This is a genomic window from Bacteriovorax sp. BAL6_X, assembly GCF_000443995.1.
Lineage (GTDB): Bacteria > Bdellovibrionota > Bacteriovoracia > Bacteriovoracales > Bacteriovoracaceae > Halobacteriovorax_A.
Genome location: NZ_AUMC01000003.1, coordinates 741,460 through 765,613, shown reverse-complemented (window position 1 = coordinate 765,613; position 24,154 = coordinate 741,460). Strand labels below are relative to the sequence as shown.

Annotated in this window: 24 protein-coding genes; 12 read left to right on the top strand and 12 right to left on the bottom strand. The window is 35.9% G+C overall.

The window, feature by feature from the left end:
* Window positions 1–3: 3 nt before the first annotated feature.
* The gene (locus M902_RS03815; protein ID WP_021266429.1) at window positions 4–1,092 is read right to left on the bottom strand and encodes a GNAT family N-acetyltransferase/peptidase C39 family protein; all 1,089 of its coding nucleotides are present in this window, start codon (window positions 1,090–1,092) and stop codon (window positions 4–6) included.
* A gap of 81 nt (window positions 1,093–1,173) precedes the next feature.
* Here M902_RS03815 and M902_RS03810 point away from each other — a divergent pair, with 81 nt between their 5' ends.
* Window positions 1,174–2,661 (top strand): RimK family protein, encoded by a 1,488-nt coding sequence (locus tag M902_RS03810; RefSeq protein ID WP_021266075.1) that lies wholly within the window; start codon window positions 1,174–1,176, stop codon window positions 2,659–2,661.
* Here M902_RS03810 and M902_RS03805 read toward each other — a convergent pair.
* Complete coding sequence (locus M902_RS03805; RefSeq protein WP_021266160.1) at window positions 2,645–3,232, bottom strand: YkgJ family cysteine cluster protein; 588 nt, start codon at window positions 3,230–3,232, stop codon at window positions 2,645–2,647. The genes M902_RS03810 and M902_RS03805 overlap by 17 nt on opposite strands.
* 224 nt (window positions 3,233–3,456) lie before the next feature.
* Window positions 3,457–4,776 (bottom strand): trypsin-like serine protease, encoded by a 1,320-nt coding sequence (locus tag M902_RS03800; protein WP_040313853.1) that lies wholly within the window; start codon window positions 4,774–4,776, stop codon window positions 3,457–3,459.
* Window positions 4,777–4,951: 175 nt separating this feature from the next.
* Here M902_RS03800 and M902_RS03795 point away from each other — a divergent pair, with 175 nt between their 5' ends.
* Complete coding sequence (locus M902_RS03795; RefSeq protein WP_021265767.1) at window positions 4,952–5,602, top strand: thermonuclease family protein; 651 nt, start codon at window positions 4,952–4,954, stop codon at window positions 5,600–5,602.
* A 1-nt stretch (window position 5,603) separates the two neighbouring features.
* Here M902_RS03795 and M902_RS03790 read toward each other — a convergent pair whose 3' ends face one another.
* Window positions 5,604–6,536 carry a hypothetical protein gene (locus tag M902_RS03790; protein ID WP_021266148.1) on the bottom strand — a complete coding sequence of 311 codons (933 nt, stop codon included), beginning with the start codon at window positions 6,534–6,536 and terminating at the stop codon, window positions 5,604–5,606.
* 76 nt (window positions 6,537–6,612) lie between these two features.
* Here M902_RS03790 and M902_RS03785 point away from each other — a divergent pair, with 76 nt between their 5' ends.
* The 5 genes from M902_RS03785 (at window position 6,613) to M902_RS03765 (ending at window position 10,641) form a co-directional block, all read left to right on the top strand.
* The gene (locus M902_RS03785) at window positions 6,613–7,395 is read left to right on the top strand and encodes a BtpA/SgcQ family protein (protein ID WP_021266517.1); all 783 of its coding nucleotides are present in this window, start codon (window positions 6,613–6,615) and stop codon (window positions 7,393–7,395) included.
* Window positions 7,395–8,177, top strand: coding sequence for a carbohydrate kinase family protein (locus M902_RS03780; protein WP_021265975.1), 783 nt, complete (start codon window positions 7,395–7,397; stop codon window positions 8,175–8,177). Before M902_RS03785 ends, M902_RS03780 begins: the two co-directional genes overlap by 1 nt.
* Window positions 8,178–8,427: 250 nt before the next feature.
* Complete coding sequence (locus M902_RS03775) at window positions 8,428–9,033, top strand: hypothetical protein (RefSeq protein WP_021266209.1); 606 nt, start codon at window positions 8,428–8,430, stop codon at window positions 9,031–9,033.
* Window positions 9,034–9,078: 45 nt separating this feature from the next.
* Window positions 9,079–9,708, top strand: coding sequence for a transposase (locus M902_RS03770; protein WP_021265735.1), 630 nt, complete (start codon window positions 9,079–9,081; stop codon window positions 9,706–9,708).
* Between the two features lie 129 nt (window positions 9,709–9,837).
* Window positions 9,838–10,641, top strand: a complete 804-nt coding sequence (locus M902_RS03765; RefSeq protein WP_021266074.1) for a hypothetical protein — start codon at window positions 9,838–9,840, stop codon at window positions 10,639–10,641.
* Here the strand turns inward: M902_RS03765 and M902_RS15710 are convergent, their stop codons facing one another.
* Genes M902_RS15710 through M902_RS03750 form a run of 3 tightly spaced genes read right to left on the bottom strand, consistent with a single transcriptional unit; the run spans window position 10,642 to window position 13,292 of the window.
* A complete protein-coding gene (locus M902_RS15710; protein WP_021266151.1) occupies window positions 10,642–11,517 on the bottom strand; it encodes a GNAT family N-acetyltransferase in 876 nt (291 codons plus the stop codon). It lies immediately after the preceding gene.
* Window positions 11,510–12,649 carry a serine protease gene (locus M902_RS03755; RefSeq protein WP_021266031.1) on the bottom strand — a complete coding sequence of 380 codons (1,140 nt, stop codon included), beginning with the start codon at window positions 12,647–12,649 and terminating at the stop codon, window positions 11,510–11,512. Before M902_RS03755 ends, M902_RS15710 begins: the two co-directional genes overlap by 8 nt.
* Window positions 12,633–13,292 (bottom strand): hypothetical protein, encoded by a 660-nt coding sequence (locus M902_RS03750; protein ID WP_021266385.1) that lies wholly within the window; start codon window positions 13,290–13,292, stop codon window positions 12,633–12,635. Before M902_RS03750 ends, M902_RS03755 begins: the two co-directional genes overlap by 17 nt.
* A gap of 177 nt (window positions 13,293–13,469) precedes the next feature.
* Between M902_RS03750 and M902_RS03745 the strand changes: the two genes are divergently transcribed.
* Together M902_RS03745 and M902_RS03740 are read left to right on the top strand one after the other, a co-directional pair.
* Complete coding sequence (locus M902_RS03745; protein ID WP_021266270.1) at window positions 13,470–14,645, top strand: PAS domain-containing protein; 1,176 nt, start codon at window positions 13,470–13,472, stop codon at window positions 14,643–14,645.
* Entirely contained in the window at window positions 14,635–15,015 is a 381-nt protein-coding gene (locus M902_RS03740) for a response regulator (RefSeq protein WP_021266166.1), read from the top strand. Before M902_RS03745 ends, M902_RS03740 begins: the two co-directional genes overlap by 11 nt.
* Here M902_RS03740 and M902_RS03735 read toward each other — a convergent pair.
* Window positions 15,012–15,926: a universal stress protein gene (locus M902_RS03735; protein ID WP_021266464.1), complete on the bottom strand. Its 915-nt coding sequence runs from the start codon at window positions 15,924–15,926 to the stop codon at window positions 15,012–15,014. The two genes, M902_RS03740 and M902_RS03735, sit on opposite strands and share 4 nt — an antisense overlap.
* Before the next feature lie 152 nt (window positions 15,927–16,078).
* On the opposite strand from M902_RS03735, the gene M902_RS03730 reads away from it, so the two are divergent.
* Window positions 16,079–17,443 (top strand): hypothetical protein, encoded by a 1,365-nt coding sequence (locus M902_RS03730; RefSeq protein ID WP_156979705.1) that lies wholly within the window; start codon window positions 16,079–16,081, stop codon window positions 17,441–17,443.
* On the opposite strand, the gene M902_RS03725 is transcribed toward M902_RS03730, so the two are convergent.
* From M902_RS03725 to M902_RS03715, 3 genes are all read right to left on the bottom strand, one after another.
* The gene (locus M902_RS03725; RefSeq protein WP_021266326.1) at window positions 17,440–18,279 is read right to left on the bottom strand and encodes a class I SAM-dependent methyltransferase; all 840 of its coding nucleotides are present in this window, start codon (window positions 18,277–18,279) and stop codon (window positions 17,440–17,442) included. The genes M902_RS03730 and M902_RS03725 overlap by 4 nt on opposite strands.
* Before the next feature lie 131 nt (window positions 18,280–18,410).
* Window positions 18,411–19,604, bottom strand: a complete 1,194-nt coding sequence (locus M902_RS03720; protein ID WP_021265998.1) for a DEAD/DEAH box helicase — start codon at window positions 19,602–19,604, stop codon at window positions 18,411–18,413.
* Entirely contained in the window at window positions 19,605–20,216 is a 612-nt protein-coding gene (locus M902_RS03715) for a hypothetical protein (protein WP_040313845.1), read from the bottom strand. It abuts the gene before it with no gap.
* A gap of 166 nt (window positions 20,217–20,382) precedes the next feature.
* On the opposite strand from M902_RS03715, the gene M902_RS03710 reads away from it, so the two are divergent.
* Complete coding sequence (locus M902_RS03710) at window positions 20,383–21,219, top strand: protein-L-isoaspartate O-methyltransferase (protein WP_021265732.1); 837 nt, start codon at window positions 20,383–20,385, stop codon at window positions 21,217–21,219.
* Here the strand turns inward: M902_RS03710 and M902_RS03705 are convergent.
* Complete coding sequence (locus tag M902_RS03705; RefSeq protein WP_156979704.1) at window positions 21,199–22,566, bottom strand: HAMP domain-containing sensor histidine kinase; 1,368 nt, start codon at window positions 22,564–22,566, stop codon at window positions 21,199–21,201. The two genes, M902_RS03710 and M902_RS03705, sit on opposite strands and share 21 nt — an antisense overlap.
* A gap of 489 nt (window positions 22,567–23,055) precedes the next feature.
* On the opposite strand from M902_RS03705, the gene M902_RS03700 reads away from it, so the two are divergent.
* On the top strand, window positions 23,056–24,105 hold the full coding sequence (locus M902_RS03700) for a peptidase MA (protein ID WP_021265923.1): 1,050 nt from the start codon (window positions 23,056–23,058) through the stop codon (window positions 24,103–24,105).
* Window positions 24,106–24,154 lie beyond the last annotated feature (49 nt).

The following is a 24,154-nucleotide window of genomic DNA, read 5'->3' as shown; positions in this document are numbered from 1 at the left end:
AGATTAAGAAAAAAGCGAAATAACACATTTAAGCTGTCCACTTCCGTACTTGGCCATTTTTTCAAACTCATTAATCCCAACAGGGATATTAATATTGTCTACTTTGTCCTGATTATCTTTTAAATCAGAGTCATTAAAATAAACAAAGTCATCATCGATATTCGTAATAACAATCCAATGAGGCACTTTAGTTTCAGTTAAGCGGTATGCACTAATTAGAACAAGTGCCAGTCCTCCACCTTCAATTATCTCACGAATCTTAGCTATGCCATAATTTTTAAAATGGGTTTTCACACTAATTTCTTTGAGTTTTTTTTCAAAATTGCGTTGAACAAGCTCAATAACCTCTTTCTTCTTTTTATCCCTGACAGAGTCCGTAAAAAGTGAAGACTTACGATTAATATAAATCTCAGTCTTAAGCCCTCTTCTTGCAGCGGCCAGAGCAATCCCATGTGGGCCACACCCTCCATGTCCAGAGGCCATATAAATAGTTGTTGCTTCACGCCAGAGATCTAGCTCGAGTTCTTGATTTAACTTTACCTTGGGTCTTAGAAACTTTAAGGCCATCATTAAGGCACTTGGTCCACAGGTAAAGTCTGTAGTTTGTTGATAATAGGCAATATTTCTTTTGGCCTTGGCCGGTGCCTTGCGGATACGCTTCTCATAACAAAGAGCATCCTGATGGTCTTCGTAGTAATCTTGTTTTATTTTAAACTCTTTATAGCCGAGCTTTTCATACAATGAGATAGCACCTTTATTTGTTCTCTTTACTTCAAGACGTAGGTATGAACAAGAGTGCTCTTGTCCTACCTTTTCTGCCAATAACATGAGTCTTTTGGCAAGGCCTTGCCCTTGGAAATTACGACTAATAGCAATGGAGTAAATACGTCCTAAGGAGGTCCCACGATGAAAGAGTATGAGCACATAGCCAGCAATAACCTTATTAACAAGAATAAGTTTAAGGGCCCCATGGGACTTAGTAATGGCGTATTTAAAATTCGTGGCGCTTAGGCGATCGCCATCAAAAGACTCCTCTTCGATTTTAAGGAGCTCGTTCAGATCTTCTAAGGTTGCATCTCTAAAAATATGCATAAAAAACTCTCGCTTTTTTTTTATAATTTATATTATTCTTATGTAAAAAAATATCTTTATTTTTATGTGGAGATAAAAAAGATGGAAAAACTTGTTGTCATCGTTGATCGTCTAAAAGACTGGCAACCCTACTTCCCAACCGATCAGGTCATTACGGCCAAAGACTACCTATCCAAAGAAGAGTATCATCAAGTTAAGAACCTTAGGGTTTTAAATTTATGTAATTCTTCCAAGTACTTATCTCTTGGTTACTATACTTCTCTTATCGCAGAAGCCAGAGGTCACAAGGTCATGCCTACGGTCAAAACGATTAATGACCTATGTAAAAAGAAGCACTATACATATGACCTTGATGAGCTTCAAAGCTTGGCCCAAGAAGTTGCCACAAAGTACATTGACAATAAAGAGGAAGTACGCTCAATTGCTTTTCGAGTATTTTTTGGAGAAACAAAAGAGAAGCTCTTTAGGAATATTGGCAAGGTAATCTTTAATAATTATCCTGTCCCTATTTTTGAGGTACGATTAGTATTTAATAAGATATGGAAAATTAACTCCATTGTACCTATTCACATAACTGACCTTAGCGAAGAACAGGAGACTTTCTTTGCCCAACATCTTGAACGTTTTAACAATCGTATTTGGCGACTTCCAAATACGAGAAAACAATACAAGTATGACCTGGCAATCTTAGTAGATGATAAAGAAAAGCTTCCACCCAGTAATCCCGAAGCGATTAAAAAGTTCATCCATATTGGAAATAAAAACGGACTCTATGTTGAAACGATTTCAAAATATGACCTAGCACGAATCAATGAATTTGATGCCCTCTTTATTCGCACGACAACTTCGCTAGTAAATCCTACATATGCCTTTGCAAAGACTGCTGTTGATGAAGGATTAGTTGTTATTGATGATCCCAATGCCATCTTGAAATGTACGAATAAGATCTATCTTCACAATCTCTTTAAAAAGAATGGAATAAGCACAATAAAAAGTGAAATAGTCAGTGACTATAGTGATGCAACCTTAGATCTCCTTGAAAAAGAGTTAAAGTTGCCAATGGTTCTAAAAATACCAGATGGAAGCTTTTCGATTGGGGTTTCAAAGGTTGAAACACGCCAAGAACTTAAAGAGAGTCTCAAAGAGTTCCTACATAAGTCGGCCCTAATCCTAGTACAGGAATTCCTATATACCGACTTTGATTGGCGCATTGGTGTAATTAACAAAAGGCCATTCTATGCTTGCAAGTACTTTATGAGTAAGGAGCATTGGCAGATATATAATCATGCAAGTGGTGAAGAAGATAGCTCAGGAGATTCACAATGTTTCGCCATTGAAGATGTCCCGCAGTATGTAATTGATACAGCGACTAAGGCCTGTGCAAAAATCGGTGACGGTCTTTTTGGAGTTGATATAAAAGATGACGGAAAGAATGCCTATGTTGTCGAGGTAAATGACAACCCAAACCTAGACTTTGGTGTAGAAGACGAGTTAATTGGCGATGAGCTATATGAAATTGTCATCAAGCACTTCATTCATAAAATCGAAGAAACTAAGAATCTTCATTAAAACCATAAGTGTGGCCTAGCCACACTTTCTTTAGGGCCTCATAAAGAGCTTCATTAATGTGCATTAATCTAGCATCAGAACTTTGCCCTAAGAGGTAAATTTGCTTAGCAAAATCCCCGATAACCGGTGCCTCATTTGGGTTTAGTGTCTTTACTTCCTCAGGATACGTTTCTTTTAAACGCTTACATATACTCATTGTTTTGCTCCCGCTCTTGTCTCGGTAAGCAGCAACACCAAATGAGCGACAAACAGCAGGTCTTGTAGAGTAGTTCATACAATAACCCTTTGTTCCGTCTTCAGAGTTTCGATGATAGAAGACACATATTTTTGAAGGAGTCCCTTCAAGTTCTTCTAATAGCTCTTCGACTCTTTCAATTCCTTCTTCATTTAGTATACGGAATGCACTAGGTAACATTTCTGATGTTGATGCAGATATTTCCTGACTCAAGCAACATGCGCCGCAACCACTGAGACAAGGAAGTCCCATATTTAATTGATAGTCTGAAAAAGTCTTTGCAGACTTTTCAAAGATAGATTCGATATGCTTTGAGATCTCTTTATTTAAACTCACAAAAACCTACAACACGTAAAAACCGAAGGCCATTCTATTCATAAAAATTTAATTGGCAATAAAAATCGACAAATAAAACCATATCAATAAACATAATATAATGGCCTAAGTACAGATCTCTGGTGGGGATTTATAGAAATAAGATAAGTAATTTGACTGACAATACTAATAATGAATTCAAAGACTTGAATAGTATACTCAATACAGGAAGGACTTCTAGCGAATTACTCCCCCACACTAACCTTCTTGAGAAGGAAATCAGATCTTGAAATAAGAGCATCATAATCATCTTGTGAAAGTCTTCCACCGAGTAGAGCAAGCTCTCTTACACTGTCTCCAAGTTTGAAGTCTTCATAGGTGTTATTAAGGTAAATAACATTTGAATTTACCCCTAGAATCATTTGGTCACGCCTTGTTATTCTCATGGACTGATCAATTGAGACCTGTTCTAGGTTTTTAAAGTATCTTAAGAAATAATAATTTCCAACAATTGACCACTTTCCTTGAATAAACTCGGCCTTACTACTAGGCTTTTCAGAATAAGTGCTAATCGAAGAAAACCATTCATTCATTGAGTCACATTTAAAACTTCCAATAATACGTGAAGCATAGGTATAAAGCCCTTGCCAACGAGCGATGCTTAAAGATTTTAAATTATCACATTCCAAAGAAAATGAGTTTTCACTTTCGTTTTGTGAAAACTGAAATGGGTTATATTCAAAATCAGAAGGACTATATTCAGTTTTATTAATGACACTTTCAATCCATGCTTTATAATCCGGTAAGAATGTATACATTCCTTTTCCAGAAGAGCAATCGAGATCCTCGACCCCATCAAATGCAGCCTTTGCATATCCTTGAGTTGCACCAATTAAGTATGTTTGGTTATCGATTGTGATTGTAGCCGGGCCACCAGAATCTCCACGGCATGCTCCACTCTTATCTTCGTATAGAAGAATTGAGCGCTCTAAAAGATTACGCCTAATCGCCGTGGCCGTAACATCAACCTTTTTAGGCTTACCAACAACGCCGTTTGCATCTTGACCGAAGCCTATGAGTTTAACTTTCTTATCAAGAACTTCATTACTCTCTGATGCATCGAGAATTTCAATAACCTCTGCACTCTTTGGAGCATCTTCTTCTAACTCTAAAATCGCAATATCAAAATTGTGACCAAAGTCTCCTCTAACACTCTCCAGAGAGTGCATTCTTAGTAATGCATCCAGTGCTAAGTATGCTTCTTTAATTTTAATAAACTTAGGGGCCTCAGAAACAAAGGCCACCTGCATATTTTTATAAGAGCTACCAATTAAGCAATGAGCAGCCGTTATGATATGACGTTTTGAAATCAGACTACCTGTACAAAATGACTTATCAAGATCACTTTCTTTAGTAATGGCCACTGTATATTTTAGCTCTTTAGCTTGATGAGAGAGTTCCTCTCCACCAATAATTGCACTTGATTGTGATTTAACTTTCAAGGATCTTTCAGAACAAGAAATGAGTGATAGTAATAGGATAATAGATAGTGGGGCTTTTCTCATGCTAGGAATGTAGCAAAAGAAAAGAGTCTCATGTGAAACTTAGCCTAATTCGGATAGTAATTATATGTAAAAACCTTGGTCAAGACTAGTTATTTCAATAACTTAAAAGATTGTCGAGATAAGTAAATCTTATCCACTCCCTATTCATAACTACTTTATTTTATTACAAAGCATTATGAGAAAAATAAAGCTTCTATTTCTAGCACTAATTCAGTTTTCAATCTTTGCCATCTCATTTGAAGCTAGAGTTCTGTATATTCATGATGGTGATACCATGACAGTTTATAGTGACTTTCTGGGGAAGAAGAAAAATATCCGCATGCTTGGAATTGATACTCCAGAAGTCGACTTCAATGGAAGTACTCAAGGACAAATAGCTCTTGATGCTAGAGACTACCTTAGAAAACTTGTTCCAATTGGAAGTACAGTTGTTATTGACCTAGGAAGAGATGGAGACCTAAATACACGTCGTCTTCTTGGTACAGTTTTATACGAAGGCCAGGATATAAATTTAGAAATGCTAAAATCAGGACTAGCAGTACCTTACTTTATTGAACCTTTTGATAAAGAAATTATGTATGAATATATGGCCATTTCTAAAAAAGTTTTTCTTGAAGAGATTGGGATTTACGCACTTAACGTACAGCTACCATATGAATTTCGTATGAGTGTTCAAAATCGTATCGGCACGAATTACGTCGGGGATCTAGAGACAAAAATTCTTTACTCACCTGAAGATGGCCACATGGTTCCACCTTACCGCAGGCTTTTCATCCGATCTTTTGAGAGAGCGAAACAATTAGGTTACAAGCTATTTTCGAAATAAGTTATTCACATACGTGTCTAACAATTTCACTTGCGCCATCACCTGATTCAACTTCTGTTGTATAAATAAATTCATTATCTTTAGGCCCGTATGCAATGGCCTCTTGCTGATAGAGCTTCTTAGTCGTTACTATTCTAAAATCACTCTTTGCATCTAGTTTTCTCGCATTAAACTTTTTTAAAGAGTTAAACTCAATATTAAATTCAAAAACAGCTCCATAAGTTAGAACAAGAAGTGTTTTACCATCTTTAGAGATATCCATTGCTGTCGCAATTCTTCCCCAAAGATTATAATTATAAAGATGATAAGGAAGATCAACTGTAGCGACTTCCTCTAACTCAGCCTTTTCATCTTTCTCGATAGCTTTAGAAATTTTCTTTTTACCTAACTTAAAAAGTTTTGCAGGCATAGCGCGGCGATTCTCTTCGTCAACAACCTTCGTTAAAATATAGATATCACCACTTGGATGAACAACCATACTCTCAGCATCGTACTTTTCTTTATTAGGATAGACGAAACGTAGGACAAACTCAGGCCCAACTTCAGTAGTATCCGCTTTTAACTTCATCTCATCAATGGCGACAATTGAAAGAAATTTTCTCTTCTTACGATTATCGCCAATATCTGCAAGATAAACACACTTAAGTTCACCACATGGCCCTAAAGACATATCTTCCATATCATATGGTTTAAAGTTATTAACCTTTACTTTCTTAGTATTCTTTCCAGAAATCGTCGTCCAAAAAATCTCTGGCCCAGAACCAGAGTCATTTAAGTTATACATACGATCATCATGAACTTGAGAGATTGCAATCCCAGACGTCTCATTTAAAACTGAAGTATCAAGTCTTCCAATAACCTGTGGACCAGACCATTTCTGACAAATAGCAAAAGTTGAAATTGACACTAGAGTAAGTGTGAGTAGACGTAACATAGCTCCCCCAAATTGTTGCTGGACTATTAAATCACTCGTCGTTTACTATGACAATACACATGCATGGAGAGATTAGATGCTAGACTTTAAGGCAAAACCAATAATTGCAGTTATTTATCTACGCCCACTACTTGGCTACACGAGTCATCCTGGAATTAATCAAGTCATTGATTACGCTCTTGAAGACCTTGAGGTTCTAAGAAAGTGCGGAGTCGATGCGGCCCTCTTAGAAAATGAGCACGACAGGCCTTATACAGTAACGGCTTCTAAAGAAGTTATTGCAAGCATGAGCGTTGTGGCCAATATGGTCCAAAGACAAGCGGGTAACTACCCAATTGGTTCAGAATTTTTAATCAATGACCCAGAAGCTTCCCTTGCAATTGCGAAGGCCGGTGGTAATTCTTTTATCCGTACTGATTACTTTGTTGATCGCATGGCACGCGAAGAATATGGTGGTGAGATGAAAATTGATCCTCAAGGTCTTCTCAATTATCGCAAAAAAATCGCAGCAGACGATATTCAACTCTTAACAGATATTCAGGTTAAGTATGCAACGATGTTAGAAGAGAAAACCCTCGCCCAATCTGCTCGCGAAGCTTACGAGTTTAAAAGTGCTGCGGCCGTTGTCTCTGGCCGTGAAACCGGAATCGCTCCAAGTGTAAAAGAAATAATGGAAGCAAAAGAAGGCGCTCCAGAGCTTCCTATTATCATTGGCTCAGGTCTTTCTCATCAAAATCTAGATGAACTCTATCCTGCTCTTGACGGTGCTATCGTTGGTAGTGCACTTATGACAGACACTCGTATGGATTATGAAAAGGTTGCACCATTTATGGATATCGTAAGAAGGCTTAGACAATAATGTACACCTTTATTGGCGATGCTGGCTTTGATGATTATACATCGGTACAAGAAAGACATCTTGGTGGTTGTTCTTTAAATGTGGCCACGCATTTTATGCGAAATTCAAATTCAAAAGCAACTCTAATCTATCCCGCAGCAAGTGATGGCCAAGCAATTATCAACCATTGTCAAAAAGAAGGAATTCAGGCCATACCACTTCTTCGAAAGGGAATGACTCCGATTCAATTTATCGAAACCTTGGAAGGTGGCGAAAAGAATTTCACTGAATACAAAGGTGGTGTCCTTGAAAACTTTAAATTCACCAAAGAAGAACTTCAATTAATTAAAGAGTTTGAAGGTCATATCGTCTGTCCTCTCTATACACAGATCCTTCCATTCGTAGACCAACTTATTGAAGCAAGACCTAGAGCAAAGTTTGTCTTTGATTTTCATGATGCCCAAGGGTTTACAATAGAAAAATATTTGAAAGAAGCAGAGTTGGCACTATTTGGACTAACACCAAGTCATGACCTTGAATTTTATCTTAGGGATTTTGTAAAAGCTCATAAAACATCAGTACTCATCACAAGAGGTGCCGGTGAAATTTCTTTCTTTAATAAGTATGAATCGATTAGCTATACTCCTCAACCGATTGATGTCGTAGTCGACTCCACTGGAGCTGGCGATGCATTCCTTGGCGCATACCTCGCCCACAACAACCTTGAAAAAGCCTCCCATTACGCAAAAACAATCTTATCAGTTAGGGGCGCGGGTACCAATCGAGATTTCGAAGACTTATAATTCAAAATTCGCGTAATCTGGCCTCTTATGCACATTTCATGGTCTACTTACCATAAATTCATCCCTTTGATGGACTACTTACATGTAAATCACACGCATTTGCCTATATGCTATTAATTTTTCACCACCAACTATTGGAATTCTCGATTGGTACCCGCGCCCCATTTTGAAAAAACTTAATATCAAAATGAAATTTAAATGCGAAAAAGATCCTAGGCGCCTATTACCTCAACAAACAAGTGAGGTAAATATGAATCAACTACTAACTAACTTTAAAGAATCAAAAACAATAAATGAGTTATCGCAAATTTTAGATACTGGATGGCAAACATATAAAGACAATGCCTTAATATACAGTGGCTTTACCCTGGCTGTCACTCTACTAGTCTGGCTTCTCTCTGCCATTCCATTTTCTTCGTGCCTTATCACTCCATTTTACTTGGCAGCAACTTATACAGCGATCACAAAATCCGAAACACAAAAACAACTTACAATTTACGATTTTCTTTCGATACCAAAAGAAAAATTTAATTTGATTTTTATAACGGGCTCTTTATCGACACTGATTACTTTCTTTGGTGTTATTCTTTTTATTATTCCAGGAATTTATTTCTTTGCTTCCTATCTCTTTGTTATACCTCTAACGCTTGAACAAGAAGAACAAAACACGAAAGCGTGGGAGTTACTTGAGAAAAGTCGAAAGATCTTTTCAGAAAACTATCAAATTATTCTGGCAACAACACTTACGTATCTCATTCTCGCTCTATTTGCAGTGCTGACACTTGGACTTGGTCTTTTTATCGTAACACCTCTAATCGCATGTATTAATTATCAACTTTATAAAAATCTTAAATAGTAAATGTGGCGCACTAAGCGCCATTTTTTTTTTAGCGAGGAAGTAATGCCAAAAAAGAAACTAATCCGCCAAGGAGATTTTCCTTACCATGTAACAACACGAAATAATAACCGAGACTGGTTTAGCATTCCCATGTATGAAGTATGGGATATTTGTAAAGAGGCTTTGATTTATGCACAAGAAAAAGAAAAGGTACAAATAAACTGTTTTGTGCTCATGTCAAATCACTACCATCTGCTTCTAACGACACCAAATGAAAATATTGATCGTTTTATGATGCATTTTAACTGGCGAATTAGTTATTTAATCTCTTTGAGGACAAGTCGAATAAATCATAAATTTAGTAATCGATATAAGTGGTCAATCGTTACAGAACAAAATTATTTATATAATGTTTATCGCTATATTTATCAAAATCCAATACGAGCAGGAATCTCTGAAGCTTGTATTGATTATCCATATACATCACTACACTTTTCAAGTTTTGAGGCAGAACTATTTCAGTATCGTCCTCATATAGACTATGCTGGTGCTAAGCAGCTTATTGAAAGAAGATATGATACAGAATTTGATGATTGTATTCGGAAATCTTTAAAGAAGAGCTACTTCACTCCAAAACAAAGTATATCTGCACTATATCTAAAAAGACTCAAGGACTTCAAGATTACAATATAAGTATTGGAATTCTCGATTGGTACCCGCGCCCCTTTAAGTTTTTTAGTTATTATGAATAGATCTTAACCTTTCCTAACTTGAGAGTTTGACTTCAATATTTTAGCGTAATGCCAAAGATTTGGAGAAACCATGAAACATAAAAAAATTATTCTATCAATAGCATCACTAGTTACAATCAATAGTTATGCACAAGTGGATCTAGAATCCCTATTAAGACGATATGCTCACTATGATATTGTCTCTTATATCGGTGACTTTTTTGGCCCTATAAAACTTAAGAACCGCATTATTAGCTATGGCTTCACTGAGTACTACTTAGAAGATGGAAAACTCATGTCCAAAGATCAGTTTTGCTTTTCTGAGTACAAGGCCAATATCCCATTTCAGGCCAAAACAGATGATAAATTCACAAGGGCAATTGAGCCTGAAGTAGTTGAAATGGAGTTCATGCAAACAAATGGGGAAATACTTATTCATCGCCCTGAGACTCCGACACTACTCGGGGTTGAATTAGATGACTATACTCAAGACTTTCCGACTGACCCTAACGATCCTCGATTTATCGATGCGGATGACGACGGTAAACCAGGTGTCACAGTTAATTTAACTTTTAAACCATTTGTAGATGAAGAATTATATATCGCAAGAAAAGAGATCTTCTCCTACGACTTAAAGAAAATGAAAAATGGAATTTTAGCTGGCACTGTACGTGATCGTTCTCAACAATATATCATCGGTGCTTCTAAAAAGGACTTGGTGACACAAAGTAATCCCATTCAGAATCCAGATCTGAAAAAAAGCCCTATTTACTTGATACCACTTAAAGATAGAGACTTAGAAATAGACTGTGATGAACTAAAGATTAAACGTAAGTCTTACTTTCCAAATAGAGATCGATCTCATAAAGGCTTCTATCGTTGGTATGAAAAGTAGTTACTTTCGAACTAGCTCCAGATAAGCATATATAGGTTTGCGTTTGAGCTTTTTTGAGAAAGCTAAAACCTCATTCGTTGAGGAAACGCCTGCGTAAACTCTAATTTTATTCTTCTTAAAGTACTTCATTGCCTCATAATATAAAAGCTTTGAGACACCACGTCCCTGATCATCAGGATGTACAGAGACCGACATAATATGACCAATTCTAGCTTTTGTAATACTTGGAACAATAAAACCGATTGCCCTGCCATCTTCTACTGCGACAAGGGCCTCAACCTTATTCTCAATTAAATGGTCAACAAACCACAAAAACATCTTACGTGGGAAATTTTCACAACGAGAACTCTTGCTATATTTATGTGCTAAATATTCGATATCAGCAATTTCATCTCTATACTTCTTACTAAGTTTAACAACCTTTACATCATTATCATATTCATATTGAGATAAGTACTTGAGGCCATCATCAGTAGTTGCCAATAATTCTTGTCCACGACTACGGCCACCGAGCTCAATGAGCTGGTTATAAATCTGAGACTTTACCGGAACATAAAAATGAGCTCTTTTGATACGCTTAACATTTTGAAAGGCATCTTCAACCATGGCCTTAGTTTTATCTATCGACCATTTAGGAGCAATTAAGACATCTACTCTAATAATTTTAATTCCGATATCATTTGAAGGAAAGAATTGATATAGATACTTCGGTCTCTTTAGACTATAACGAGTATGTTTAGATTGATCTGTAAGACTTTCCTTAATATCTCTTTTACGTAAAACAGAGAATTCTTTTGGTACAGAAATATTCTTACCCTTACAAAATCTAACAAGAGCAGATCCTTCATATAGAAAGTCGAGACTCTGCTTATTCATTACTTTCCAATAAAGACTTAATAAGTGAGTTTTCTTCTTTTTCTAGTTCACGTTTTATATACTTCATCGAAGTTGCAAAGCTTGCATCATTCCAAATGCTAGAAATATTCTCTTCTTTTTCTTCAATCAATTGCTTTGAAGTAAGTCCAATTTTTTCAGTTCGAATCCTAGTCATCACTCCAATTAGCTCTCCAGTATTACGGTCAACGATTGGAGACCCAGAGTCTCCACCAGAAGCATCACAGCCTGTTGCAATTGAGAAGACCTTATCAAGTTTTTTGACTTTATCATCACCAAAGATGATCTGGCAGTCGTTAGAGTTTTCATAGCGAGCAACTCCTAGCCTTTCATTATCAAAGAATCCAAAACCAATCGTTGTTAGAAGCGTTCCCTCTTCAGCTACTTTATCGAAGTTAAGCTTAACTGCAGAAACAGTTTCCATTAGTACTGATTCTTTATCTTCTATATCGATAGAAACAATTGCAAAATCAATATCATCACTAAAAAAGATCAACTTTTTAGCTTTCAATGAGAATTTTGGCCCTGTAATAAAATGAAAGAGCATATCATTAAAATTTTCGCGATCAATTACATGAGCAGCCGTTGCAACAAGGTGCTCACCTTCAAACTTACCAAGATAGAATGCCGTTCCGACATTCTTAAGCGTCAACTTCTTTGCTGTATTCACGATACCAAGACCGGTGATAAGGATTGAACTCTTAAGCTCTTCAACATCTGGAGTGTCATCTTCTCCAATATGAGTACGATTCCATTCATCACCAACTACATATTCTTTAATTTCTAAATCCTTTCTTTGATTTGAAAGAACATATTTTAAGTAAACGCTAGGATAGTTGATATTTTCATATAGCTTAATAATTGCCCTATAGATTGAAGGTGAAGAGCAAGTTTGCTCAATACGATTAACCTGCGTTATATAGATCCTAATACGCTCTTGCCTTAAGTCCATTATATTCGTGATATAAATCTCATCTTTACTCATCTCTTGCATTATTCTTGTAATATTCTGCAGAGAAGACATCTCCTGCTCTTCACTACATAGTTTTGCATGAGCATTGAAAGTGATAAAAAAAGTGATCAGCAGTGATAATGTTCTAAAGCGAATTTTCAATTAAACCTCTATTAGTATTAAGTTTCTTTTTTGTTAAACGAATTAAACGACTAAGAGAGATAAACTTTTCTTTTCCCTTACGTTTACATAGCCCATCATTTTCAGTGGCAATCTCGATTACGGCCTTACGAACCTCTTCATATGAATAATTCGTATTCTTATATTTACGATTGACGCGATTTACAAATGTGAAAAAAAGATTATTTTCACGGCTATATTTGTTTTCTTGTAGTTCAAGAACTTCTTCTTCTATTTTTGAATCAATATCTTGGTTAGCAATTTCATCTTCAGTTAATTCAGACATCTTTAAAATGATATACGTACCAATAATCCCTTTTTCATTCTTCAAAATATCAAAGAATGAAGCAACTGCTGTAATCCCTAGAACGACAGGTATTGAAAAAGGTACAAACGCCACAATGAATACAGCAACAGGATGACTAACAACCTTTGCAAGCCAGTAGTAGCCCTTTAACTTATATACCCAATCATTTCTATCTTGATTTACTGACTGATCTTTATGATAGAATGTCTCAATCTTATTTTTATAAGCATCAATACACTGATAATCTAAAGTATTGGCCTGAACAGTACTCCAAAAAAATGAAATACATAAGAATAGAATTTTAAGTTTCTTCATCATAGTTATAGATATGAGATTAAATGATTTTTAAATAAGTTACTCAATATTTGAAATATCTACGACTGTGTATATAAAGTGAACGGTCTACAGGCCCCACTAATATTAATAACTTAAGTTAGTTATTTATTTAAACATTCTTTAATCCACTCAACAAATGCTATTGCCGAAGAAGCACTTGTGGAAAACAAGCTTAATCTCGACATACTACTAGAGAATATTGATGGCATTGCCTATCGATGCCTAAATGATAAGAACTGGACAATGCTCTTTATGACCTCAGGAGTAGAAAGAATTCTAGGTTATAAGGCCGAAGAGTTTATCAATAATAAAGAATTGTCCTTTTCAGATATTTTCCATCCAGAGGATTTACCAAGAGTTTGGAATGAAGTGCAGTTGGCCATCGACAACAAGACGTTCTTTACTATCGAATATCGTATAAGGCATAAAAAAGGTCACTATATCTATGTATGGGAGCAAGGAATTGGTATATTTGAAAATGATGAATTTGTGGCACTAGAAGGTTATATTTGTGATATCACCATAAAAAAACTTACCGAAATCGAACTTATGGACATTGTCGAAAAACAGGCCAAAGAATTATTAAAAAAGAAAGAAGGCGAAATTGAAAGGGCCAACTTTCAGCGTATTCTTGATCTTACAAAGGGCATGGCCCACGAACTAAAAAACCCATTAACACTTACATTGAACTCATATCAAATCCTAAGGGCCGAGTTATTTCGAAAAGAGCAAAGACAAGAAAGAATTGAAACCTTACTTACAGTTATGAGAGATGCTAATAAACGCATTAATGATATTGTCGAAACAATTGATCTAACATTCCGCTCTGTCTCCAATGTTAAAGAACTATATAATGTAAAGAAGCTTATCGATAAAAGTATTTCAATTGAATTAAAACAAGAATTTAAAGAACAAGAAATAAAACTTATTCTTCCCAAAAATATTCAAGATTATAATTTATTTATTACAGGGCCAAACTTCATTCAGGCCTTTAAAAATATTTTAAAAAATTCAATCAATGCTATTAAAGAAGCAAAAGATGGTATTAAAAAAGAGATAAAGATTAGTATTGAAGTGAACAAAATGAGTCAGGCACTCATGATCAAGATATACGACACCGGAGTTGGTATATCTGAAGACTATGTTAAAAGTATTACTCTCCCATTCTTCTCTTCAACATCACAGAAGACAGGAGGAGGTCTTGGCCTTGCTATTGCAAAGTTTCTACTTCAAAGTGATAGAATTGATATTTCATTTGTAAGTGACATTGGACACTGGACAGAGGTAATTCTAAACATCCCTAAAGAAAGATGGAGGCATAGTGATGGCGACTAATATCCTATTTGTAGATGATGAAGAGGCGCTTCTCGAATTAATTGCAATGATTTTTGAAGAGGATGTTTTAGATGGTAAGTTTAAAACGAACTTTGCTCTTTCTGGAAAAGATGCACTAAAGAAACTTAACAGTGAAGAAGGTAAGGATATATCTGTTCTTGTTACTGATATCAATATGCCTTACCTAAGTGGCTTTGAACTAGTTAAACAAGTAAAAATCAACTTCCCAAACATCCTAATTTACATGATGTCAGCATATGAAGACCAAAAAACCTTAGAAGAAGTAAGAATGCTTGATATCAAACACTACTTCAACAAGCCCGTGGACTTTATTGATTTAAAAAGAACAATTGAAGAAGACGTTGCTTAAACATGTAGAAGATATAAGTTACAGTCAGTATTCTTCATAATATCTAATGTTATGCTTCCTAGAGAGAGATGATCAAAAATATAATGTTGTGGTTTTATCACGACAAGGTCTGTCTTCTCTTCTTTAACTAGCTCCTCTAAACGTTGTCCTGGATCAGCATTAAGAATCATTTTTAAAGTATAATTTGCATTTACACCTTCTTCTTTTAAAATTGCTACCGCTTTTTGTAATTCATCCTCTGCACCTTTATGAAGTTCAGACATTTCATTAGCTATAATTTCTCTAGGATACGGCCCTTCAGGAAAAACTTCTAAGTTATAGCTAACAAAATTTAGTGGAACGATACAGTCCATATGCACTTTGGCATTGTTACATCTTGCCAAATTAGCAACTTTAGCTAAATCATCTTTATCAAGAGATTCGTAGGGAATGAGATAGGTTATTCTTTTAAAATTATCGACACCTGATTTATTGATAAGAACATCCCTTTTTAAATTAAAGAGAGATTTTTCAGCAAATGTATTTAGAAAAAAGCGATGAAGATCACCATGGTGACTAGCACCAACTGATAGAATTTCCATTTCAGAGTCTTCACTTAAATGTTCAATCCCCTCATTGATTGAACCTTCAAAATTTTCAAAATCGATATCTTCTTTACTTATATTAAGACGACCTAGGGTTGCATTCACCATTTCTAATGACGTCTCTTCAATATTTTTATTCCACACAGGGTCCTTTATTCTTCTAGAGCGAGTAGATGATGCATGAAATTGTCTTTCGAGTTGTGGTGAAATTGTATCGATGTGATAGAGCGAGGGCTTTAAACCAAGTGCTTTTGCAAAATTATAACCTGAACGAATATTTTTTTCAGAACCTTCATGAAGGTCTGAACAGATAACCAATTTTTTCATGATGCCTCCAATCTCTATAATATTTGGCATAGGCATTTAATAAAACTTAAATTAGCTCTATATATTCCAAGAAGTCCGAAGTATCAGTTGGCACTTGACTTGCTAAATATAGCTTCATGAAGTTGAAAAACACCAGAAATCACATCGTTATAATGATGCACACACTAATGCTTTGTCTAATTATTGGACAGCAGTCCACTTACTGTTCGGACACAAACTCCTCCGCTGAAGATGATATCTATGCATCTCAAAAAGATAGCGAGCTACATGAGTTTAAAGTGCTTGTTAACGAAACTGGAAATAACTTTGGGATAGACCTCAGTAATCAAGATCTTGATGAACTAGCACAAAGTGTAGGTAATTTAAAAATATCAACTTTAAGTTTCTCTAGGAATCGATTTAACCGTGATGGTGCTGTTGAGTGGTACCACAATATAAGAAATGTAAGTAAAGTATTTTATAACGTCATTACTAACCATAAACGTTATAACGAACATACTGCTGTTAGGGCCTCGATGAATATGGCCCATCAAGTAGTCTCGTGGTGGATTACTCGTACAAATTATACTTTAGTTCACGAAGTGGCCCATGCACAAGCTGTAAAGGAATTTGGCGGAACAGAAATCCAATTATGGGTTGGAGACGAGGCCTATCATAGTGTAGGTGCTTTCTATCTAGCATTTATGTCAACCTACAATCGTGGTTCTATAAGCTATGCAATTGAAATACCTTCTGCGCAACAGGAAGCAGTTATATCAGCAGCGGGAATTAATTCTCAAATTAGTTTAGCAGAAGATATTGCAGAAGAAAGTATCATCAATCAAAGATTTGATCAGAGTGACGCTCTTCACTATATATTAAATAAAGTGATCTCTACTATTTACTATCAATATGACCCAAACTCAAATATGAGCGACTTGGCCAACTACGCCAGAGCACTTCATCAACAGGGCCTAATTGAAGAAGATGAAATCAATACAACTAAGAAATTTATTTCAAATATATCACTCTTGGCCACTCTCCTGTCAGGAAGAACATGGGAGGCCGTGAACGCTTTTAGTGATGAGATAATGCTAAATAAACATTACACTGATACCTATACATTCGAAACTCCACTTGGTGAGATCACTTGGCCAGAGTTTGCAGCATTTCTAAATGAAAAGGGAGTTAGTGGAAAGATTTCGGCAAGTTTACTAACAAAGTCACGTATGACTTATCAATTCTCTTTTGAGACATCTCTTTTAGGAGAATCAATCAGTGAAGTAGGACTAGGGTTTACATATAAAGCAGATGAGTGGCAAACATCAGTAAAAACATATTTCAATGACCAAAATGGTAGAGGTATCTCAATAAAGTCAAAGTATAATGTGGGTAAAACGAGTGGTTTCTCTTTTTTTGCTGAAGCAAAAGCTGATAATGGAACTCTAAATCAACGAAGACACCAATATAGTCTTACGGGACAAGAGAATAATGAGTATGAAACAAGCTTTAGTATAGGTGTTGAATATCGCTTCTAAGTACAGTAGAAGTTAACAACACGACCTTCCTGTTTACGACTTGTATGAGACTCTAGCTTTTTTAGGCCAGGGAGATTATCGAGTGAATTTAGCATAATCTCATCCCAACCAGAAATAAAGAGTAAGTAGAATTTAGATCCAGAATCAATTAGTTCTTTAAAATGTGAAACTAACCTTGGAACATTCTCTGTGCCGACGGAATCATAAAGGTAGTAAACATCATACCCTGCGAAGGCTTCAGGATTTTCTAAGAAGTCACATGTTTGAAATTTAACGTGATCTAGTTTGAAATGTTTAGAGACAGAATTTGTAAACTGAACTCTTTCATCGACTAATTCAAGCCCTAAGTAGTCCAGCTTCTTATCCATCATAAGTGCCATATAAAGAAGTGCACGTCCAGTACCAGAACCGAGATCGCATACGCTCTTAATATCGTTTCTAGAATTAATAAAACTTATAAGTAGGTCAAGATCATCATAACAAGCAGTGTATACATGATAATTTTCTCCAAAAATCACATTATCATCATCACCATTACATTCATTACCCTCTTCATATTCTTCAGGATACAGGTGCTCAATATTAATAATACGAAGAAGTCGATCATAAATTAAGTCACGAAAACTAGGGTCAAATTCTCCACGAGAAATGATCGTCTTCACAGATTTAAAAATTTCGGCCATTAGCGGATAGTCAATACCATCAAAGTATCGCTCTGTAAGAACAAGTGAGTCTCGTTTATTAATCTTGCATATTTTATTTAAAAACTTACTTTGTTTATCGATAGGTGCTGCAAGAACCTTTTTCCATTTTTTATCAGAATTTTGAAAGAACATATTTCAACCTAACACTTATTTCTAAATGAAGTAACTAAAAATATTGGATAGTGTAATGCTTTCTAGGCCAATTCAAGATAGAAATTTAATATGAGTTCAAGTGACTTTAAGAGTATTTTGAGTCAAATTATTTAGCGCCGGCGACGTCCACGAAATCGTCTCTTTGATTTCGGTTTAGACACCGGATAGTCGTGATGAAAAGGGTGATCTGTTACTCGAGAAATTTTCAATCCAATCAACTTCTCTACATTCCTAAGAAATGGTAGATCCTTTTCACTACATAGAGATAAGGCGCTCCCCTCTCTCTGCGCCCTTGCAGTTCGCCCAATACGGTGAACATAGTAGGTTGCATCTTCTGGCATATTATAATTTATGACCATGTCCACAGCATCAATATCAATTCCTCGAGAGGCTATATCTGTTGCAACTAAGACTCGTATTTTGCCATTCGTGAAGTCTTCTATGGACTGGTTTCTCTGTCCCTGTGTTAGATTACTATGAATTTCGCCAACGCTAACTTCACTACGATTAAGTAATTCGACGATTTCTGCAACAGCATACTTGGCCTTACAGAAAATAAGAATTCGAGAATTTGTTTGGTCCTCAAGTAAACTTAAGAGCAGAAAATTTTTATTCTCTGCCAAGGTAAAATAAACAGATTGTTTAATCTTATCAACAGTAGAAGATTCCGGTGTAATTTCAACCTTTATAGGATTCTTCAAAATTGAATTAGCGAGCTTTTCGATTTGTTTTGGCATCGTTGCCGACAAAAGAATTGTTTGGCGAGAATCAGGTGCCTTATTTGCAATATCATTCACTCCTTCATAAAAGCCCATATCAAGCATCATATCGGCCTCGTCTAATACAAAGAATTCCGCATGTGAAACTTTAATGATTCCATCATTCATAAGATCAATAAATCGCCCAGGAGTTGCAATAACAATATCGGCCCCTAAGCTCATTGATTTCTTTTGTGGTTCATTGCTTACTCCTCCAATAATTAAAACTGAAGTTATCTTCGTGCCTTTTGCGAATGATACAACACTGTCATTTATTTGAGTGGCAAGTTCTCTAGTAGGAGCAAGTATAATGGCGCGACAATGATTAGGTGCAATCTCTTTTCTATTCTTATTCAATCTTTCTATTATAGGTAGGGAGAAGGCCGCTGTTTTACCTGTTCCTGTTTGAGCAATTCCTAGTAAGTCTCGACCTTCTAGTAAGGCCGGAATCGATTTTTCCTGAATTGGGGTTGCGACCTTGAAGCCAATTTTTTCAAGGGCATTAAGAGTTGAAGCTGATAAATTTAATGAACGAAAACAGGTCATTTATTTAGAAATTGCACGACTATTTGAAGACGGCCTAACCTCAACTTCATCAACAACATGGCCGTTTTCATAGAAGTACCTAAGGACACCAGTTTCTTTTGTTGAAGGCCTAAAGACGCGGCCATCACTTGTCGTACACGCGGACTCAGTAGCATTAGGTTCACAAAAAACTTCATGCTTAATTGATGTTGTCATATTTCCGAACTCTTTTTGAATTTCTTTACATTGTTCGATCTTAGAAGGCATAAGCTTCCCATCTTTGTAGAAAAAATCACACTTACTTGAAAAATCCACACCATTTACTGATTGAGTTACAGACTTAACCTTTCCTTCGTTATTATATTGAAACTTCATTTTAATCTTTCCAACATTTTCTTCCAGTAGATAATCACCACTTTTCCAATTCGCGATTTTAAACGAATAACCAGGGTGAACCTTTCCAGAGTCCGCCACACAACTAAAGGTAGTTGTTTTATTCTTACCGTTCACTTCCGTAAGTTTATAGAGATAACCATCTGGGCATTTTTGAGAGTATTTATAATGATCAACTTCATTTCGCCCATAGGTTGCAGTGGAAGTTACTAATAATAGAAGAATGCTTACTTTTTTCATAAGTTTCTTATCGGTTAAGGCATCGCCATGCTTTAGTATTTTTATCAAGTAAAGAGCTAACCCACTAATAATATTGAAATAAATTCATTAGGTCTTAACTTTCTTAAGCTTTGTTTTTTACCAATCTTACTTTGTGAAAACTCTTAATAGTCATTACTCTAAGTAAATGACGGAACTATATAAAGAGCTTCAAGACCGTTTTATCGCTCAAAACACAGGGTTTTCGAAAGAAGTTATCGATGCCTACTATAGTGTTCCACGCCATATGTTCGTTCCATACCTGAGAGACTATCCTGATAAGTGGATCACCATTACAGAAGATAATGTGGAAGAATATCTATCCATACTTTATGCTGATCATCCCCTTGCTATTTTTGGAGTTGAACAAGTCATCTCCACGATTTCTCAGCCTTCATTTGTTTTAACGATTCTGGATTTTCTAGAGCTTAAGCCAGGGCACAAAGTTTTTGAACTAGGCTCAGGTAGTGGATGGAATGCGGCCCTGATGGGTCATATCATAGGAAGGTATGGACGAGTGATCAGTATTGAAATTATTCCCGATCTCGTAGATAGGGCCAAGTCTTGCTTAGATAGACTTCATATAAAGAACGTAAAGATTATACAAGGAGATGGAACAGAGGGATATATTGATGAAGCACCTTACGATAGAGCAATCTTTACAGCAGGTACTTATGATCTTCCGGCCGTCTTTCATAAGCAACTTGAAGATGAAGCTATTCTAATCTTTGTTCTCAAAGGTGATCTCAATTCTGATATTTTATATGTATTGAAGAAGTGCGATGAAGAAGGCTGTTTTATTTCGACAAAGGCAGTTTCCTGTAGTTTTGTTCCAGTGTCAACGACAGCAAAGCATAAAATCACTGAATTTAATCATCCAATGGCACTAACTAACACGTTGAGAATTTATCCAAATAATAAAGAGATCGATATTCCCTGTCGCCATATGATGAAACAGAATGAATCAACATTTGTATGGTTGTGAGATAATGACCTTTGTTCCATTTCCGAGTTCAGAAACGAAGCGAACATCTAGTCCTAGTTCACGACAAACCTTTCTAATAATGAATAGGCCAAGTCCTCTTCCCTTCTCACCATGTGTTCCAACCGTACTCTTAAAGATCTTATCTTCATTTCGATTGATTTCATTAACTAAGCTTGCCTCAATACCAATACCGTGGTCTTTACAAGAAAGGAAGAATTCATTTCCAGTAACTTCTAGTTTGAATTTAACTTCTGAGTTTTCAGGAGAGAATTTAATCGCATTTTGAAGAATATTTCCTAAGACACTATCTTTTAGAGCTTCTTTATTTGTTCTTATGGAAAATTGTGTATCAATATTTGAATCTAGAACTAGTTTGATATTCTTTTCTGATGCCTGATCCTGATATTCAAAAATAAGCTCTTCCAGCATTTCCTTGATAGGAAACTCTGTCATATTAAATGAATTTAAATTGTCATCGACAACATTTCTCGTATTTTCAATGATTGCCTTTACAGACTTATAGTAGATATCCAATTTTTGATTGGCCTTTTCTATTTCGCCACGAGCGATAAGTCTTTTCACATGTTCAACGATAAGCATCTTATTTGCGATATCATGGCTAATAATACGATTGGCGAGTAAAACTTCTTTATGGGCCTCACGTATCTTTTTTTCGGCCATCTCTAGCTCAAGATTTGCTCGTTCCAATTCGTTATTATGCTGAAGGTTTTCAATAATAAGATTCTTATAATATTTATCGAGTTTAAATAGTCTTAAAATAAATATCTGAATAGTAGCAAAAATAGACGGTGCACTTGAATACTCATCAACGTGGTATATCAAGACATTCTCATTTTGAGATATCTCCACATCCCAAGACATTGATTCTGAAACCATTTTTGGTAGGGCCAAGAAGACGGTTCGATACATATCCACAAAGACAGGGAAAATATCTTCAGGTCGATCAAAAGTGAGCTTGATATCAAAAGAAATCTTTCCTGTTTCAACGAGCTCAATCTTCACAGCATCAGTATAGAATGTTTTAAAAGAATATTTTAAAATGAAGTCACCAACAAAACGAAAGCTAATCATTCTAGAGAGGATATCAAGGACACGTTTGACGTACTTATTTGTCAGCCCGTGCTTCGTCATTCCTTCATAGAACTTATCGTATTTGTCATTAAGTGATTCTGTAATGAGACGGTAATCATTCCATGTCATATACTTTTTTTCATCACTAACAATAGAATAGTCATAACCTAAAGCTTCAAAGAAAGACCTTGGGTCATCATTATTTTCGACGATGTAATTAATGTATGCATGGACTGCTTTATTACTAATATTCAAATTTTCCTCAATATCGAGCAAGATGTTACCCTATAAGACTTATTTAATCTAGAGGACATAGGAAATCTTATCTCAAGGAATCCTTAAAACTAAGCACTGACAAGGCCATGTAGGGTTTAGAAGAATTTAACTAAAATTAAATCTATGAATTTGTTTTACTGGTAATATGTAGTTAGTGTTATTTCTTGTTTGAGAATGACCACTCTACGTACAGCACATCGTTGCGTGTGCGGCATAACAAAAAAGCCCTTTTCACTGAATAGGGCTTTTTTATATCTTTGTCTCAGCTTATAGTTTAAACCAAATATCCTTACAGCTAACTAATTGATTATTTCTTAAACGATACTTTGGGCCATGAATTTGCACTTCATATCAATTAGCTTACTCCAATAGATTCAATCGATAGATAGAAAATACCCTTAGTGAACACTGATCACCTCTAGTGCTACAATAGTAAATTCAATAACATACAGTCAAAAAAGGATATTGATGTTAAAAAAAGTATCAACCTTCACATTTCTACTCTTAATACTCACTTCACTACTTACCTCGTGTGAGCCAGGTGGGGATGATGGACCTCAGGCCAATGGAGGCAACTTCGGTTGGGGCGCAAGTGGCCTTAGTATTGAGAAAGTTAAAAGTAAAATGAATAATGTTCCAGCAATTATTACAAAACCTAGTTCAACTGACGGTGGGATCTACATATCCAGAACACAACATTATGAAGAACCGGCATGTCATGGAAGGCCAGCTTTCTGGTCCGATCATTTTGAGATTGCAGCTGATAGCGATAGTATTCCACGAAGCATTCTACAAAAGATTGTAGCAATGGCAGAAGTTAATCTTGAGATGTTTGCTGGCCATCTCAACTTAAATAACACAGATCTAATCACTGTTGCCTTTGGTGGTAGGATTGGAATTTGTGTACTAAATAGAACTTCTTCCCATGGGTCAGGTCATGGTTCGGCACTCGTTATTAGTGCTTATAATAGTAATGCTGATAATGGCTTTAGCTATGAGTATACTCTCCATAAACATGAGCTTATGCATATCTTAGACTCTCAATTCAATCATAACGAACATGGCTTTAATGTTACCCCAGGTTGGTGGGTTGAAGGTTTAGCAGAGCTATCATCAGGTGCTCCTATTCTAAGTGCGAAACAGTGGGCAAGCTACCATAACAAGTATGCACCATCTCGCAATATCATCGCCGATGGCCAGGCAGAGTCAGGGAGTTACAATGCTTATCCTTTATATACAACAATCGTTGCATACCTCCAGTCTCAAGGCTTAGGGCCAAGTGCCTTTAAATTATTTATCCAAAAGGATCGTTGGCATGGCCTCGATACAATCGACACAAGTCCTTGTCCTTCTGATCGAGTCTTTACTGGCGCATGTGTTGCCCCTGCCAATGTGATGAACAATTTTGAATACCAATTCAATGATATCTTAAATAGCTCAACTTCCCCCCTATCGAGCTATGGCGAGTTTGAAACAAATTATTATAATCTTGTATTAAATTGGTTGCAAAATAGATAACTCTAAAAAGGCCCTAGATTAAGGGCCTTCTTCTTTCATGTCATGCTGT

Bases quoted from the DNA above. Each gene is read 5' to 3' on its own strand.
- M902_RS03815 (WP_021266429.1), bottom strand. From the start codon at position 1,092: ATGCATATTTTTAGAGATGCAACCTTAGAAGATCTGAACGAGCTCCTT.
- M902_RS03810 (WP_021266075.1), top strand. From the start codon at position 1,174: ATGGAAAAACTTGTTGTCATCGTTGATCGTCTAAAAGACTGGCAACCC.
- M902_RS03800 (WP_040313853.1), bottom strand. From the start codon at position 4,776: ATGAGAAAAGCCCCACTATCTATTATCCTATTACTATCACTCATTTCT.
- M902_RS03795 (WP_021265767.1), top strand. From the start codon at position 4,952: ATGAGAAAAATAAAGCTTCTATTTCTAGCACTAATTCAGTTTTCAATC.
- M902_RS03790 (WP_021266148.1), bottom strand. From the start codon at position 6,536: ATGTTACGTCTACTCACACTTACTCTAGTGTCAATTTCAACTTTTGCT.
- M902_RS03785 (WP_021266517.1), top strand. From the start codon at position 6,613: ATGCTAGACTTTAAGGCAAAACCAATAATTGCAGTTATTTATCTACGC.
- M902_RS03780 (WP_021265975.1), top strand. From the start codon at position 7,395: ATGTACACCTTTATTGGCGATGCTGGCTTTGATGATTATACATCGGTA.
- M902_RS03775 (WP_021266209.1), top strand. From the start codon at position 8,428: ATGAATCAACTACTAACTAACTTTAAAGAATCAAAAACAATAAATGAG.
- M902_RS03770 (WP_021265735.1), top strand. From the start codon at position 9,079: ATGCCAAAAAAGAAACTAATCCGCCAAGGAGATTTTCCTTACCATGTA.
- M902_RS03765 (WP_021266074.1), top strand. From the start codon at position 9,838: ATGAAACATAAAAAAATTATTCTATCAATAGCATCACTAGTTACAATC.
- M902_RS15710 (WP_021266151.1), bottom strand. From the start codon at position 11,517: ATGAATAAGCAGAGTCTCGACTTTCTATATGAAGGATCTGCTCTTGTT.
- M902_RS03750 (WP_021266385.1), bottom strand. From the start codon at position 13,292: ATGATGAAGAAACTTAAAATTCTATTCTTATGTATTTCATTTTTTTGG.
- M902_RS03740 (WP_021266166.1), top strand. From the start codon at position 14,635: ATGGCGACTAATATCCTATTTGTAGATGATGAAGAGGCGCTTCTCGAA.
- M902_RS03735 (WP_021266464.1), bottom strand. From the start codon at position 15,926: ATGAAAAAATTGGTTATCTGTTCAGACCTTCATGAAGGTTCTGAAAAA.
- M902_RS03730 (WP_156979705.1), top strand. From the start codon at position 16,079: ATGATGCACACACTAATGCTTTGTCTAATTATTGGACAGCAGTCCACT.
- M902_RS03725 (WP_021266326.1), bottom strand. From the start codon at position 18,279: ATGTTCTTTCAAAATTCTGATAAAAAATGGAAAAAGGTTCTTGCAGCA.
- M902_RS03720 (WP_021265998.1), bottom strand. From the start codon at position 19,604: ATGACCTGTTTTCGTTCATTAAATTTATCAGCTTCAACTCTTAATGCC.
- M902_RS03715 (WP_040313845.1), bottom strand. From the start codon at position 20,216: ATGAAAAAAGTAAGCATTCTTCTATTATTAGTAACTTCCACTGCAACC.
- M902_RS03710 (WP_021265732.1), top strand. From the start codon at position 20,383: ATGACGGAACTATATAAAGAGCTTCAAGACCGTTTTATCGCTCAAAAC.
- M902_RS03700 (WP_021265923.1), top strand. From the start codon at position 23,056: ATGTTAAAAAAAGTATCAACCTTCACATTTCTACTCTTAATACTCACT.